At 53.7% G+C, this 15,070-nt stretch carries 15 protein-coding genes and 1 riboswitch; of the genes, 3 read left to right on the top strand and 12 right to left on the bottom strand.

Annotated elements, in window-relative coordinates:
• Positions 1-157: 157 nt before the first annotated feature.
• From purN to purS, 6 genes are read right to left on the bottom strand one after another with little or no spacing between them, the layout of a single operon-like run.
• Entirely contained in the window at positions 158-772 is a 615-nt protein-coding gene (gene purN, locus V8F51_RS27255; RefSeq protein ID WP_337103656.1) for a phosphoribosylglycinamide formyltransferase, read from the bottom strand.
• On the bottom strand, positions 772-1,815 hold the full coding sequence (gene purM, locus V8F51_RS27260) for a phosphoribosylformylglycinamidine cyclo-ligase (protein WP_337103657.1): 1,044 nt from the start codon (positions 1,813-1,815) through the stop codon (positions 772-774). The genes purN and purM overlap by 1 nt, the downstream gene beginning before the upstream one ends.
• Before the next feature lie 59 nt (positions 1,816-1,874).
• The gene (gene purF / locus V8F51_RS27265; RefSeq protein WP_337103658.1) at positions 1,875-3,353 is read right to left on the bottom strand and encodes an amidophosphoribosyltransferase; all 1,479 of its coding nucleotides are present in this window, start codon (positions 3,351-3,353) and stop codon (positions 1,875-1,877) included.
• Positions 3,338-5,581 carry a phosphoribosylformylglycinamidine synthase subunit PurL gene (gene purL, locus V8F51_RS27270; protein ID WP_337103659.1) on the bottom strand — a complete coding sequence of 748 codons (2,244 nt, stop codon included), beginning with the start codon at positions 5,579-5,581 and terminating at the stop codon, positions 3,338-3,340. Before purL ends, purF begins: the two co-directional genes overlap by 16 nt.
• A complete protein-coding gene (gene purQ, locus V8F51_RS27275; RefSeq protein ID WP_337103660.1) occupies positions 5,559-6,254 on the bottom strand; it encodes a phosphoribosylformylglycinamidine synthase subunit PurQ in 696 nt (231 codons plus the stop codon). The genes purL and purQ overlap by 23 nt, the downstream gene beginning before the upstream one ends.
• 4 nt (positions 6,255-6,258) lie before the next feature.
• Positions 6,259-6,504: a phosphoribosylformylglycinamidine synthase subunit PurS gene (gene purS, locus V8F51_RS27280; protein ID WP_307476050.1), complete on the bottom strand. Its 246-nt coding sequence runs from the start codon at positions 6,502-6,504 to the stop codon at positions 6,259-6,261.
• A 229-nt stretch (positions 6,505-6,733) separates the two neighbouring features.
• On the opposite strand from purS, the gene V8F51_RS27285 reads away from it, so the two are divergent.
• Positions 6,734-6,994, top strand: coding sequence for a hypothetical protein (locus V8F51_RS27285; protein ID WP_337103661.1), 261 nt, complete (start codon positions 6,734-6,736; stop codon positions 6,992-6,994).
• A gap of 63 nt (positions 6,995-7,057) precedes the next feature.
• Here V8F51_RS27285 and V8F51_RS27290 read toward each other — a convergent pair whose 3' ends face one another.
• From V8F51_RS27290 to purE, 4 genes are read right to left on the bottom strand one after another with little or no spacing between them, the layout of a single operon-like run.
• Entirely contained in the window at positions 7,058-7,954 is an 897-nt protein-coding gene (locus tag V8F51_RS27290; RefSeq protein WP_337103662.1) for a phosphoribosylaminoimidazolesuccinocarboxamide synthase, read from the bottom strand.
• A gap of 17 nt (positions 7,955-7,971) precedes the next feature.
• Entirely contained in the window at positions 7,972-9,267 is a 1,296-nt protein-coding gene (purB, locus tag V8F51_RS27295; RefSeq protein WP_337103663.1) for an adenylosuccinate lyase, read from the bottom strand.
• Positions 9,268-9,274: 7 nt separating this feature from the next.
• Complete coding sequence (gene purK, locus V8F51_RS27300; protein WP_337103664.1) at positions 9,275-10,468, bottom strand: 5-(carboxyamino)imidazole ribonucleotide synthase; 1,194 nt, start codon at positions 10,466-10,468, stop codon at positions 9,275-9,277.
• Positions 10,465-10,950 (bottom strand): 5-(carboxyamino)imidazole ribonucleotide mutase, encoded by a 486-nt coding sequence (gene purE, locus V8F51_RS27305; RefSeq protein WP_337103665.1) that lies wholly within the window; start codon positions 10,948-10,950, stop codon positions 10,465-10,467. Before purE ends, purK begins: the two co-directional genes overlap by 4 nt.
• 29 nt (positions 10,951-10,979) lie before the next feature.
• On the opposite strand from purE, the gene V8F51_RS27310 reads away from it, so the two are divergent.
• Together V8F51_RS27310 and V8F51_RS27315 are read left to right on the top strand one after the other, a co-directional pair.
• A complete protein-coding gene (locus tag V8F51_RS27310; protein WP_337103666.1) occupies positions 10,980-11,210 on the top strand; it encodes a hypothetical protein in 231 nt (76 codons plus the stop codon).
• Positions 11,188-11,287, bottom strand: a riboswitch (purine riboswitch). Its footprint overlaps the gene before it by 23 nt.
• Before the next feature lie 387 nt (positions 11,288-11,674).
• Complete coding sequence (locus V8F51_RS27315; protein ID WP_337103667.1) at positions 11,675-12,952, top strand: LysM peptidoglycan-binding domain-containing protein; 1,278 nt, start codon at positions 11,675-11,677, stop codon at positions 12,950-12,952.
• 327 nt (positions 12,953-13,279) lie between these two features.
• Here the strand turns inward: V8F51_RS27315 and V8F51_RS27320 are convergent, their stop codons facing one another.
• Entirely contained in the window at positions 13,280-13,852 is a 573-nt protein-coding gene (locus tag V8F51_RS27320; RefSeq protein ID WP_337103668.1) for a nitroreductase family protein, read from the bottom strand.
• Between the two features lie 145 nt (positions 13,853-13,997).
• On the bottom strand, positions 13,998-14,984 hold the full coding sequence (msrA, locus tag V8F51_RS27325; RefSeq protein WP_337103669.1) for a peptide-methionine (S)-S-oxide reductase MsrA: 987 nt from the start codon (positions 14,982-14,984) through the stop codon (positions 13,998-14,000).
• Between the last annotated feature and the right edge of the window lie 86 nt (positions 14,985-15,070).

Below are 15,070 nucleotides of genomic sequence, written 5' to 3' on the forward strand. Positions count from 1 at the left end.
AAACTAACCTTAGTTTGTGGAATAGAGCTACTTTCTAGCTCTATTCGCCAGCACCAACGCCGTTTGAGCTCAGTTTCGCCGCTCCCACCACGAAACAGAGCTACTTTCTAGCTCTATTCGTCAGCCAGCACTGGTGCATCCCCAGCACCGCCGCCGCTTACCCGCGGCGGATCGAGACATGCCTGCCATCCAGCGTAACGCGGTTCTCCGCGATGAGCTGGATGACGCTCGGCAGCAGCGCTTGCTCTGCTGCATGAATGCGCGGGGCGAGCGACGCTTCCGTGTCGCCGTCCGCCACTTCCACAGCGGCCTGCGCGATGATCGGCCCGCTGTCCATGCCGCCGTCCACGTAGTGGACGGTGACGCCGGTCAGCTTGACGCCGTATTCCAACGCTTGGCCGATGCCATTCACGCCTGGGAAAGCCGGCAGCAGCGCCGGATGGATATTAATCATCCGGCCATAAAACGGATCAACCAGCACCGATGTGATGATCCGCATATAGCCGGCCAGCACGATCAACTCAACGCCGCGGCGCTGCAGCTCGGCGATAATTTCCGTCTCGTATGCTTCGCGAGACGGGTACTCCTTCGGCGTGAACAGGAACGTGTCCACGCCCGCCTTCCGTGCGCGCTCCACAACGGGAGCGGCAGGCTTGTCACAAACAAGAAGCTCGATGGTTACATCGAGCTTCCCCTCCTGCACCGCATCCGCAATCGCTTGGAAATTCGAGCCTTGTCCCGAAGCGAAGACGGCGATGCGAAGCGATGCCATTATACTTCCGCTCCCGTAAACGTTACGATGCGGCTTCCTTCCGTAACCGTTCCGATACGGTAAGCCTCCTCGCCAAGCTCCGCCGCAACGCGCAGCGCAGTCTCCGCTTGATCAGCCGGTACAACTACGATCAAACCTACGCCCATGTTGAACGTCGTGAACATATCGCGGTTCGTAATGTTGCCCTTCTCCTGCATCAATTCGAAGATTGGCAGAATCGGCCACGAGCCGTATGCGATATCAACGTTAACGCCTTCCGGCAATACGCGCGGAATATTCTCGATGAAGCCGCCGCCCGTAATGTGCGCCATACCCTTCACGTCCACTTGCTCGATCAGCTTAAGCGCCGATTTCACGTAGATGCGCGTTGGCTCGATCAGAACGTCACCAAGACGCGCGCCGCCGAGCTCGTCCAAAGTTTGCTCCAGCGAATAACCAGCCTCTTCAAGCAGCAAACGGCGAACGAGCGAGAAGCCATTGCTGTGAATGCCGCTCGATGCAAAGCCGATAACCGCGTCGCCTGCAGAAATGGTCGATCCGTCGATCATTTTTTTCTTATCTACAATACCGACCGTGAAGCCGGCGATGTCGTATTCACCTTCGGAGTACATACCCGGCATCTCTGCCGTTTCGCCGCCGATTAGCGAGCAGCCCGCTTGCACGCAGCCCTCAGCAATACCGGCAACGATCGCTTCGATCTTCTCAGGCACGACTTTGTCGCAAGCCAAGTAATCGAGGAAAAACAGGGGTTCAGCGCCTTGTACGATAATATCGTTCACGCACATCGCTACCGCATCGATGCCGATCGTGTCATGCTTGTCCATTGCAAAAGCAAGCTTCAGCTTCGTGCCGACGCCATCCGTTCCGGATACGAGGACAGGCTCCTCGTACTTGTCCTTGTTCAGGCCGAACAAGCCCCCGAAGCCGCCAAGCTCCGCCATAACCTCTGGACGGTAAGTGCGCTTAACGTGCTTTTTCATCCGTTCAACCGCTTCGTTGCCCGCCGCTATATCGACGCCGGCCTTTTTGTACGCTTCTGACACTTTCGGTCAACTCCTTAAAATGTAATGCATACTTTATTTCTGCCCCACTCTGCCTCGTTCTAGCAGCTGCAGCTTTTGTCCGATTCTTCATTCACCGGCGTCGGGTAGTCATTGTCGAAGCAAGCCAGGCACATGCCGCGGTTATACGCTCCGTCATTGCCACCGACCGAATCAACGAATCCATCATTGCTTAGGAAAGATAACGAGTCCGCGTTGATCTGCTTGCGAATTTCTTCCACTGTCCGGTACGAAGCGATCAGCTCCTTGCGGTCAGGGGTATCGATGCCGTAGTAGCAAGGGTTTTTGAAAGGCGGTGACGTAATCCGCACATGCACTTCGGTCGCGCCTGCTTCACGAAGCAGGTTCACGATACGAAGCGAGGTCGTGCCGCGCACGATCGAATCGTCGATCATGACGACGCGTTTTCCTTCCACGACTTTGCGAACGGCGGAAAGCTTCATTTTCACGCCTTTTTCGCGCAGCTCTTGGGAAGGTTGGATAAACGTCCTGCCTGTATATTTGTTTTTGATAAGCCCAAGCTCATAAGGAATACCCGTTTGCTCGGCATAACCGATCGCCGCGGAAATACTGGAATCGGGCACGCCCGTTACAATATCCGCGTCTACGAATGATTCCTGTGCAAGCTGGCGTCCCATCCGTTTGCGCGCCGAGTGGATGTTGATTCCGTTAATATCGCTGTCCGGGCGGGCAAAATAAATATATTCCATCGCGCAAGTCGCACGGCGCTCCACTTCGGCATAACGGTCTTCACGCATACCGTCAGCGTCGAAAATCAGCAACTCGCCCGGCTGCACATCGCGAACATATTCCGCGCCGATCGACTCGAACGCGCATGATTCCGACGAGAATACGAATCCGTCGCCGATACGTCCCATCACGAGCGGACGAAGTCCGTTCGGATCGGAAGCGACGAGCAGCTTCTCATTCGTCATGATCAGGAAGGCGAATCCGCCGACAATACGCTGCAACGCTTCTTTCGCCGCCGTCTCGAAATCCTTCGGAGAACGAGCGATCAGATGCGCGATAACTTCCGTGTCGCTCGACGTTTGGAAGATCGAACCGGACATCTCAAGCTCCTTGCGGATTTCCGGCGCATTGACGATGTTGCCGTTCGTTGCAACAGCTAGGTCACCGTCGCGATAGCGGAAGATAAGCGGCTGTGCATTCGCCAGCTTGCTCTCTCCTGCGGTCGAATAACGAACGTGGCCAATCGCACGGTCGCCCTTCAGATGGTCAAGCTCGTCCTTGCCGAACACTTCCTTCACAAGTCCCATGTTGCGGTGATAGGCGAAGGCATTGCCGTTAGCCGTATCGACCGTACATATTCCCGCGCTTTCTTCGCCGCGATGCTGAAGCGCATGCAGGCCGTAGTAAGAGAGGCTTGACGCCGCCGGGATATTGAATACCCCGAAGACGCCGCACTCTTCACGCAGTTTGTCGAAAATATCGTCACGTCCGATACCCTCGTTATAATGATCTCCCGTCCAAAGCAAATGCTTGCTTATTTCATCAGACATGGAATCGCATCCTTCCAGACCTTCTCCAGTTGTTTGACCGGCGCGTTGATGCCGGATTTGCCGTTTACGTTGATGGAAAGGCTGCTGCCTTTAACCGTACCGATAGTAGCGTTGATTACGCCTTGCTCGTTCAGGTAAGCCGTCAATGCCGCAGCATTTTCCGGTTTAGCGGAGAGCAGAATACGCGATTGCGATTCGCTGAACAACAATTGATCCGCGCGAAGCTCAGTGGAGAGAGCGATCTCTGCGCCAAGTCCGCCGCTGATGCAAGATTCTGCGGCAGCTACCGCAATGCCGCCTTCGGACAAGTCATGCGCCGAAGCGACTAGACCATTTTGAATCGCGCCAAGAACGGCACCGATTACTTTTTTCTCCGTAGCGAGGTCGATTTCCGGCGGACGTCCACTAGGTGCGCCTTGGAGCACGTATTGCAGCTCGCTGCCGCCGAACTCTGCTTTCGTCTCGCCGATCAAGACGATTACGTCGCCATCGGCTTTGAAGCCTTGCGTCGTAATGTGGTCGATATCGTGTACGAGACCAACCATGCCGATTACCGGCGTTGGGTAGATCGCGCCTTTGGCATTCTCGTTGTACAAGCTGACGTTACCGCCGATTACAGGCGTATCGAGCACGACACAAGCTTCGGACATGCCGTCTGCCGATTTCTCAAGCTGCCAGAACACTTCAGGCTTCTCTGGGTTGCCGAAGTTCAGGTTGTCCGTAATCGCAAGCGGCTCTGCGCCGGAGCAAACGATATTGCGCGCTGCTTCGGCAACGGAGATACGTCCGCCAACTTCAGGATCCAGATATACATAACGACCGTTGCAGTCCGTCGTCATTGCAAGCGCCTTGCGCGTGCCGGGAATCGTCACGACAGCCGCGTCGGAGCCCGGCTGAACAGCCGTCGACGTACGAACCATGTAATCGTATTGATTGTAAACCCACTCTTTGCTAGCAACCGTAGGGGATGCAAGCACTTTTTCCAAAGCGCCGTTCAAGTCCGTGATTTCGGCAAAAGCAGCTGTATCCACTTTCGCATTCTCACGATAGTAAGCAGGCTCTGCAGATGGCTTCTCATAAACCGGACACTCGTCAACGAGTGCTTTAACCGGCATATCAGCCACTTCTTCGCCTTGGTGGAACAAACGAAGACGTCCGTCATCGGTTACTTTGCCGACTTTGGCGCAAATAATGCCCCAACGGTCGAAAATTTCTTTCGCTTGCGCTTCATGCTGCGGTTCAACAACGAACAACATGCGCTCTTGCGATTCGGAAAGCATCATTTCGTAAGGCGTCATGCCAGTTTCGCGTTGCGGAACTTCGTCCAAGTACAGCTCAAGGCCGTTGCCTGCTTTCGAAGCCATCTCCGCGCTGGAGCAAGTGAGGCCTGCTGCGCCCATATCTTGAATGCCAAGTACGATACCGGAATCGATCAGCTCAAGCGTTGCTTCCATAACGAGCTTCTCCATGAACGGATCGCCTACTTGTACAGCCGTACGCTTCTCTTCGGATTCTTCGGACAGCTCAACGGATGCGAATGTCGCACCGTGGATACCGTCGCGGCCCGTTGCCGGACCTACGTAGAATACCGGGTTGCCTACCCCTTTTGCTACACCGCGTTGGATTTTATCGTGATCGATAAGACCTACGCACATGGCGTTAACGAGCGGGTTGCCCTCATAGCTCTCGTCGAACATCACTTCGCCCGCAACGGTAGGAATACCGATACAGTTGCCGTAGCCGGCAATGCCGCTAACGACGTGCTCGAACAAATATTTAACGCGCTCATTCTCAAGATTGCCGAAACGAAGGCTGTTCAATAGAGCAACCGGACGTGCGCCCATCGAGAAAATATCGCGGATAATGCCGCCTACGCCTGTAGCCGCGCCTTGGAAAGGCTCAACCGCAGATGGATGGTTATGCGATTCGATCTTGAACACGACCGCTTGGTTGTCGCCGATGTCGACGATGCCCGCGCCTTCGCCCGGTCCCATCAGGACGCGAGGACCCGTGATCGGGAATTTTTTCAAGATTGGTTTGGAGTTTTTGTACGAGCAGTGCTCGGACCACATGACGCTGAATACGCCGATCTCCGTGTAGTTGGGCTTACGGCCAAGGAATCCGCAAATAAGCTCATATTCGTAATCGGATACGCCAAATTGGCTGTAAATTTTCTGATCGGCAATTTGCTCCGCCGTCGGTTCTTTAGCCGTTAACTGCTGCGCCATGTTGTTCCCTCCATGCATTCAAAATCGATGTAAACATCCGTTTGCCGTCTTCCGAGCCGAGCAATTGGTTAACTGCGCGCTCTGGATGCGGCATCATGCCAACTACGTTGCCAGCTTTGTTGCTAACGCCCGCGATGTTCTCTACCGAACCGTTCGGGTTCGTGTCGCCTGCATAGCGGAACACGATTTGGTTGTTCGCTTTCAGTTCAGCAAGCGTCGCGTCGTCGCAGAAGTAGTTGCCTTCGCCGTGAGCGATCGGAATATTGATAATCTCGCCTTGCGAGTATTGGTTGGTGAAAGCCGTATTGTTGTTAACAACTTCAAGCGGCGTTTGGTGGCAGCGGAACTTCAGTCCGTTGTTGCGGATCAAAGCGCCAGGAAGCAGTCCAGCCTCGGTCAAGATTTGGAATCCGTTGCAAATGCCAAGGATAAACTTGCCTTGGTCAGCCGCTTTCTTCACTTCGCTCATTACGTTAGCGAAACGAGCGATAGCGCCGCAGCGCAGGTAATCGCCGTAGGAGAAACCGCCAGGAACTAGAATGCCGTCATATGCGGAAAGGTCGGTAGCCGTATGCCATACGTAGTCGACAGGCTGGCCGATCGTTTCTTCAACCGCTTTGTAGCAGTCGATATCGCAGTTGGAGCCTGGAAATACGATAACTGCAAACTTCATCGTCTTATCCCTCCAGCTCAAAACGGTAATCTTCGACAACCGTATTCGCAAGCAGCTTCTCGCACATCACTTTGATGCGTGCTTCCGCTTCTGCGCGGTCGTTCGTATCAAGCTCAAGCTCCAAGTATTTACCGATGCGCACTTTGCCGACTTCGGCGAAGCCCATCGAGTGAAGCGCGCCTTGTACAGCTGTTCCTTGCGGGTCCAAAACGTTTTCTTTGATCGTGACATAGACGGTTGCCTTCATAATAGCCTCCTGGAAATGTGAGTTTTCCCGCATAGGGAGTGAGGAGTGTTAAGCCGATGCCGCGCGGGACGCAGAGGTAATTGTCTCCGTCGCATTAGCAATCGTAAATTTTTGATTACACTCTAACGTGTAAATTTACGATAGCTAGACGCGAGCGCTGTCGCTCTACGACAACAACCTCTGCTCTCCGCGCTCACGCTTAGCTCATCACTAAACCTTTGCGGGGTGGTCGGTGAAGCTTGGACAGCCGCGCTTTGCGCTTACGCGCGCGCTGGCTGTGAAAGAGATTGGTTTCTGTTTTGAGACGGCCGCGGGGTGCACCGCTGCCATGCTTGCTGGAGCAGCCGCACTTCGTTGGCTGCGTCCGTTTTGGCTGAACTTCATCCAACCAAAACGGGGGTATAAGAGCAAAAAGCGTAAAAGCCGGGAAACAGGCGCTTTTGATTGGATGTTTTACAGTCAAAGCGAGAAAGAAAAGAAAAATTTACTTTAGACTGGACGAAATCCAACCAAGCGGCGCTTGAACCCACCATACACGCATCAGACAAACAAACGTTTATAGTTCAACGCCGACGAGGCGGCGGTAGATGTCGCGGTAGCGGGCGGTCGTCGCTGCTACTACGGATTCGGGAAGCGGAGCAGGCTTGCTGTCGCGATCCCAGTCGGAGCCGAGCAGATAAGTGCGTACAGGCTCCTTGTCCATGCTGTCGATCTCGATGTCGAAGGCATAGTTGCCTTCGGCCCAGAAGCGGGACGAGTCCGGCGTGAAGATTTCGTCGATCAATATAACTTTGCCGTCGATAAGTCCGAATTCGAATTTGCAATCGGCAAGAATGATGCCATGCTTCGCGCAATACGCATGCGCGAACTCATACAGCTTGATGCTGCGGTCGCGAAGCTCATCCGCGAGCTCAGCGCCAACCATCTCAGCCATCTTTTCGAACGGGATGTCCTCGTCGTGGCCGACGTCGTTCTTGGCCGCAGGCGTGAAGATCGGCGCTGGGAAGCGCTCGTTCTTGCGAAGACCTGCAGGAAGCTCGATGCCGTTGATCGCGGACGTTTGCTGGTATTGTCTCCAACCGCCGCCCGTGATATAGCCGCGAACGACGCATTCGATATCAATGCGCTCCGCTTTGCGGGTAACCATGATGCGATTGCGAAGCAGTTCAGGCTCGGTAACGAGGTCGCCAAGCTTCTCAACGTCCGTATGCACGACATGGTTTACTTGAATGTCGGCTGTTTGCTCGAACCAATAAGCCGATAGGCGGTTCAGCACATTGCCTTTGTCCGGTACGGCCGGGTCGAGCACGTAATCGAATGCCGAGATGCGGTCTGTCACGACGATCAGGAAATGCTCGCCGAGATCATACAATTCCCGCACCTTGCCTTTATATATAAGAGGAGCCTTAATGTAATCAACAGCCGTGGATAGAGCTTGCGATTGAACAGTCATTGATGGCTTACCCCTCTCTAGATTAATCCAAGACGTGAGAAGATCGTGTCGACATGCTTGAGATGCCATGCCGGGTTGAAGCAATCGTCGATTTCTTCAGCCGACAGTACGCTTGTTACCTCTTCCGTCTCGCTGATGATATCGCGGAACTGACGTTGCGTTTCCCAAGCCTGCATCGCGCGCGGTTGAACCGTGTCGTATGCTTTTTCGCGGCTGAAGCCTTTGTCGATCAGCTTCGTCAATACGCGGCCGGAGAACGGCACGCCGTAAGTTGCATGCATGTTGCGCTTCATGTTTTCCGGGAACACCGTCAGGTTGTTGATGATGTTGCCAAGACGGTTCAACATGTAGTTAAGCAGCATTGTTGCGTCCGGCAAAATGATGCGCTCAACCGACGAATGGCTGATGTCGCGTTCATGCCAGAGCGGAATGTTCTCGTAAGCCGTCAACATATGTCCGCGAATAACGCGCGCTAGACCGGAGATGTTCTCGCAGCCGATTGGGTTGCGCTTATGCGGCATTGCCGAAGATCCTTTTTGACCTTTCGCGAAAGGCTCTTCAACCTCACGGAATTCACTCTTCTGCAAAGCGCGAATTTCCGTAGCGAACTTGTCGAGCGAGGACGCGATAAGCGCCAGCGTCGCCATATATTCGGCGTGACGGTCACGCTGCAGCGTTTGCGTCGAGATAGGAGCTGCCGTGATGCCAAGCTTCTTGCAGACGAACTCTTCCACGAACGGATCGATATCCGCGAACGTGCCTACCGCTCCGGACATTTTGCCGAACTGTACGCCGTTAGCCGCATGCTGGAAGCGCTCCAGGTTACGTTTCATTTCCTCGTACCAGAGCGCTACTTTCAGACCGAACGTCGTCGGCTGCGCATGAACGCCATGCGTACGGCCCATCATAGGCGTATCTTTATATTGGATCGCTTTGTCGCGAAGAATTTCAATGAAACGCTCGATATCTTTGAACAAAATCGCATTCGCTTGAAGGAGCAGGTAACCGTTCGCCGTATCAACAACGTCGGTCGAAGTAAGACCGTAATGAACCCATTTGCCTTCAGGACCTGCTTTCTCGGACACGGCGCGTGTGAACGCGATAACGTCATGGCGAGTGTCTAACTCGATTTCGTAGATGCGGTCAATATCGAAAGCCGCCGATTTGCGAAGCGCCACGACATCTTCCTTCGGAATCGCGCCAAGCTCGGACCAAGCCTCGCATGCGCATAGTTCAACTTCGAGCCAAGCGTTGAACTTGTTCTCTTCCGTCCAAATCGCTCTCATTTCCGGTCTGCTGTAACGCTCTAACATAAACCATTCACACCTTCCAAATATTCGTTTCTTGAATCCATTCCAGCGCTGCTTCGGTACTTGGCGCAAGGACGTTCACATGGCCCATCTTGCGCTTGAATACCGCTTCCTTCTTCCCGTACAAATGCACCTTCGGCGCGACGTTCAAGCGTTCCGCCGAATCATCATGTTGCGCCATAAGCGCAAGCAGCGGCTCTACATGCTGCCCAAGTACGTTAACCATAACGACCGGGCTCATGAGCGCCGTATCCCCGAGCGGCAAGTTGCATACCGCGCGTACATGCTGCTCGAACTGCGACGTCCGGCAAGCTTCCATCGTGTAGTGACCGCTGTTATGCGGCCTAGGCGCCAGCTCGTTAACGAACAGCTCGCCATCCGCCGTAACGAACAGCTCCACCGCGATCAACCCTACGACGCCAAGCCCTTCGGCAATGCGCATCGCCAGTCGTTCCGCTTCGCGCTGCACGTCCTCGTTAATACGTGCCGGAACGATAGATAAGTGCAATATATTATCGACGTGAATATTTTCCGCAACAGGGAACGCTTTTATTTCACCTTGCGGGCTTCTCGCCGCTATTACTGATAATTCTTTGTCGAAGCGAATGAACTGCTCGAGCACGAGCTGTACGCCCGCGCGCGAAAGCGTCTCGTAAGCTTCGGCGATCTCGTCTTCGTTGCGGATGACCCATTGGCCTTTGCCGTCGTAGCCGCCCATCGCCGTCTTCAGCACGCAAGGCGTACCGAAACGTCCTACCGCCTCGTGAAGCTCGTCCACGCTGCGGATCTCGCTGTAAGGCGCTACGCGAACGCCTGCCGCTTCGATCGCTTGCTTCTCGCGCAGCCGATGCTGCGTCGTGTAGAGCAGCTTGCTGCCTTGCGGCACGTACGATTCCGCCATCAGCATTGCCGCGACATCGGCATCGACGTTCTCGAACTCGTAGGTGATGACATCCGACCGCTTCGCAAGCTCGCGAGCTGCCGCGCGGTCGTCGTACGCCGCTACGATTTGCTCCGATACTTGTCCGCATGGCGCATCCGGCGTCGGATCAAGAGCAATGAACCGATAGCCCATCGCGCTGCCTGCATTGGCCATCATTCGGCCAAGCTGGCCGCCGCCGAGAATGCCGATCGTACTGCCCGGAAGCAGCGTCTTCACATTCTCTGCGGATGCGGACGACTTATTGCCCGCTTCGCTGCTCATAGCGTTTCACTGCTTTCCAGCACTTCCTGCTTCACGCGCTCGCGGCGCGCTTCCACGCGCGCTTGCACTTCAGGATCGAATGCGCCGATCATTTGAGCGGCAAGCAAGCCTGCATTCGTACCGCCTGCATTGCCGATCGCTACTGTTGCAACCGGAATGCCGCCCGGCATTTGTACAATAGAGAGCAACGAATCAAGTCCGCTTAGATTCGAGGATTTAACCGGAACGCCAATAACCGGCAAAATCGTCTTCGCAGCGACCATGCCGGGCAAGTGTGCAGCTCCGCCGGCTCCGGCAATAATGACCTTAAGCCCACGTTCTACTGCCGATTCCGCATATTCGAACATCAAATCCGGTGTACGATGCGCCGACACAACCTTTTTCTCATACGGAATTTGAAGCTCCTCCAGAATGTCACAAGCTAATTTCATTGTGTCCCAATCCGACTTGCTGCCCATGATTACGCCTACCTTCGCAGACATGCGATCAAACCTACTTTCATCAATAGAGTATGGAAAAACAGAAAAAGCCCGCAAGCAACCGTATCCAGGCTGCCTCGGACTGCGAGCGCGAGCGCCGGCGACAACAAAAGTATGCCGCTTGCCGCTCAGTAAAGGATTCGATGATTAGGCAGCTTCCAGCGCTTAGGAGACAACAGAAGGCTGCCCCGTCAGAGGAGCAACCTATGCTTGGCAAATGGCTGTGCGCAGCTCTCGTTCATCGCTTCACTTCATGCTCGTAGTCCAGAAAATAAGGTTTCCGGGTAGAAACATTCGGGCCTTCTCCCGAAAATATACGAGTGTATCTTAACTAAGTGTTAGCGTTATTTCTTCTACTTTAATATATAACGCAAATCTTGATATTTGTCGAATCATGTCGTTCAAGGCAGTATGCTCGCCTTAAGCCTACTCTAGTTTATCTAATCGCCCTAACACTGTCAATAAAATACGAACATTATGAGGGGAAGTTTTATAAAGGTTCGTTTTTTTGAATAAATCGTACGGAAAATCAGAACAGTATGCCCAAAAAAAGGGCTTATGCCCGCTGGCATGAGGCGAAAAACAGAGCCAAACCTCATTTGAGACGTTGCCGGCCGTACTTGCAGACTAGGGACGGCTCTTCTTGAATATAGATGTTTAGTAGCGTCTATTTCGGCATTTTCATTCCATGGATGAACCACAGAACGTATAAGGAGGTTGGGCAGGCATGCATATTCACGTCGTGCAAAGGGGGGATACACTTTGGGCGTTGTCGCAGAAATTCGACGTCCCTCTCAATGACATACTCGCCGCGAACGGCCTGCGGGGAGAAGAACCGCTCGTCATCGGCCAATCGGTCATTATCCCTCAGCAAGTAACCAGCCATAAAGTGCTGGCTGGAGAGAGCCTATGGGCGATCGCAGAGCGGTACGGTCTCTCGCTTCAGCAGTTGATGGCTGTGAATCCAATTAAAAATCCGGCGCTGATTTACCCCGGACAGGTGATTACGATTCCGCAAGCGACGAAGCCGGTTACAGAGGTGAATGCCTATACCGAGAAGTTCGGAGCAGCGGGCGTCGAGATCGTGAATGATATCGGCCAATACTTAACCTACTTAAGTCCGTTCAGCTATCGCGTGCAGTTGGACGGCTCGATGATCCCGCTCGACGACTCGGCTATTATCAAAGCAGGCTACGCGCACCGCGCCGCTCCGATGATGGTTATTACGAACTTCGAGAACGGCACGTTCAGCCCCGAGATCGCTCATGCCGCCTTGTCCAACCAATCTGTACAAGAACGGCTGATTACAGACATTTTGGCCATTATGAAAAACAAAGGTTATCTCGCGCTCAACGTCGACTTCGAGTACGTACCGCCTGCCGACCGAGCCCTCTACAACGCCTTCCTGCAGAAGCTCGTAGACCGCCTGCATCCAAGCGGTTATCTGGTTTCAAGCTGCCTTGCCCCGAAGCTGAGCGCCGATCAGACCGGTACGCTGTATGAAGCGCATGATTATGCCGCTCACGGGCGAATCGTTGACTTCGTCATTCTGATGACATATGAATGGGGCTGGTCAGGCGGACCGCCGCGCGCCGTCGCGCCGCTGAACGAAGTCGTGAAGGTGCTGAACTACGCCCTCACCGTCATTCCGGCTGGCAAAATCGTCATGGGCATGCCGTTATACGGCTATGACTGGACGCTCCCTTACGTGCAAGGGGGCAAATGGGCGCCTACGGTCAGCCCGCAGGAAGCGGTGCGTCGTGCCGCCAAATACGGCGCGGAGATCAAATACGACGCGCTGAGCCAATCACCGCATTACAACTACTTCGACGAGCAGCGACGGGAGCACACCGTATGGTTCGAGGATGCCCGCAGCGTGCAAGCCAAGTTCAACATCGTCAAAAGCTATCGTTTGCGCGGCGTCAGTTATTGGGTGCTCGGCGTCTCGTTCCCGCAGAATTGGTATGTGCTTGATGCGAACTTCACAATAAAGAAGCTAGTTTAAGCTTAACGCCTCAATAACGCTATACCGATCCGACGACGCATAACCCACCCACCCTTAAGCTATGTTGGATATCTGCATTAACTTTAACCGAGAACGAGCCCTAACCAGAGCTATGTTGGATATTTGCTCTAACTTTGCTTCAGGAAACCTCATTTCAACCATTCCAAAAAGAAGTTGCTGCAAAAATCCAGTATAGCCAATATGCCGATCACAAAAGGTCGCTCTATCCTGCAAATATCCATTATAGCCTCCAATAATATCAAAAAGGCTGTCCAAGTGATCTGGAATAAACCAGACACACTCGGACAGCCTTTAATGCTTAATGTTTTATTGTTCCAACCAAACAGTCTTCTCTGCAGCCGGCGTACGCTTCGCGGCAGGCGCGGTCATATCGGGATAACCGATGAATAGCAGCCCTACCAGCTGTTCAGCTTCGGAGAGGCTGAATGCTTCCTTCATTGCCGGATGGTACATCGGATCACCCGAACGCCATACGGCGCCAAGTCCGTTCGCATGAGCGGCTAGCAGCAGATTCTGCACCGCGCAATGCGCTGCGGCTATCTCCTCTGCCAATACCGCACGCGGATCATCTGATGGCGAGCATACTGCCGCAATCACGACCGGGGAGCGGAACGCTTTCGTGCGCTCCTTCGCCAGACGATCCTCCAGCTCCTCTCCGCTCAGATCAGGAAGCTGCGCCGCCGCAACTTTGGCGTATCCGTTGCCCAAAGCCGATCTGCCCTCGCCTGACATCACAATGAACTTCCATGGCTGCGTATTAAAATGGCTTGGAGCCCACACTGCCGCATCCAGCAGCTTCTCGATTTCTTCACGCGGAACGGGATCCATCTTCACTCTCCCGATCGATCTTCGTCCTTGAATCGCCTCTTCCAATAACATCATGCTCTCTCCCCAACTTATGATAGCTTTTAAATATACTTCGATTTACTCGTCAAGGTGAAACGGCTATCGCCGTCCTCTGGCGGCGTGAGCGCGTTTCATTCCGGAGAAATATAGGGACAGTATAATGTGAAATCATATACTCCTATATTTTGAACAACACGAGGTATTCCCCGTAGCCTTCCTTCTCCAAATCCTGTTTCGCTACGAATCGAAGCGAAGCCGAATTGATGCAATAGCGCAGTCCCGTCGGTTGCGGTCCGTCGTCGAACACATGGCCCAGATGAGAGTCGGCTTCCTTGCTTCTCACCTCTACGCGCACCATATAATGACTTGTATCGGTGTGCTCCGAAATGGAAGCAGCCTGCAGCGGCTTCGTGAAGCTCGGCCAGCCACAACCGGCATCATATTTGTCACGCGAGCTGAATAACGGCTCTCCCGATACAATGTCGACATAGATACCGTCTTCGGTATGATCCCAATATTCTCCCGTGAAGGGGCGCTCCGTAGCGCTGTTTTGCGTTACTTCGTATTGGATAGGGGTAAGCTTATTCTTCAGCTCAGCTTGATCCTTGATCATGCTCCAGTTCTTCGCGATGAAAGCGTCGCGTCCCGAGCCTTTACGGTACATTTTGTAACGGAACGGATTCGTCTTATGATAGCCCTGATGATAATCCTCAGCCGCATAAAACTTTCCTGCCGGTTCGATCTCGGTCACAATCGGCTTATCGAATCGTCCGCTTGCCGCAAGCTCCTGCTTCGACGCTTCCGCCAGCTGGCGCTGCTCCTCCGTATAATAGAAGATGCCCGTCCGATAGGAATCGCCGCGGTCATGGAACTGTCCGCCCGCATCCGTAGGATCGATCTGATGCCAGAAGATGTCTAGCAGCTTCTCATAGGGGAATACGTCAGGGTCGTACGTAATAAGAACGGCTTCTGCATGTCCAGTCGTATCGGAGCATACCTCTTCATACGTCGGATTTTCCTTATGCCCGCCTGTATAGCCGGAGACGACGGAGACGATACCCGGCATTTCCTCGAAAGGCGATACCATACACCAGAAGCACCCTCCTGCGAATGCTGCTTGTTCCGTGCGGCGCCCGCCGCTATTATGCGATAATGGTTGATCCATGTTGATCTCCCTCCATTGACGTGTAAACTTTCGAACCTTTCTCTCCTATTATACATGACAAGAGGGCCATACAACAAAGGCAGCCA

The organism is Paenibacillus sp. YIM B09110 (assembly GCF_037167145.1).
Lineage (GTDB): Bacteria > Bacillota > Bacilli > Paenibacillales > Paenibacillaceae > Pristimantibacillus.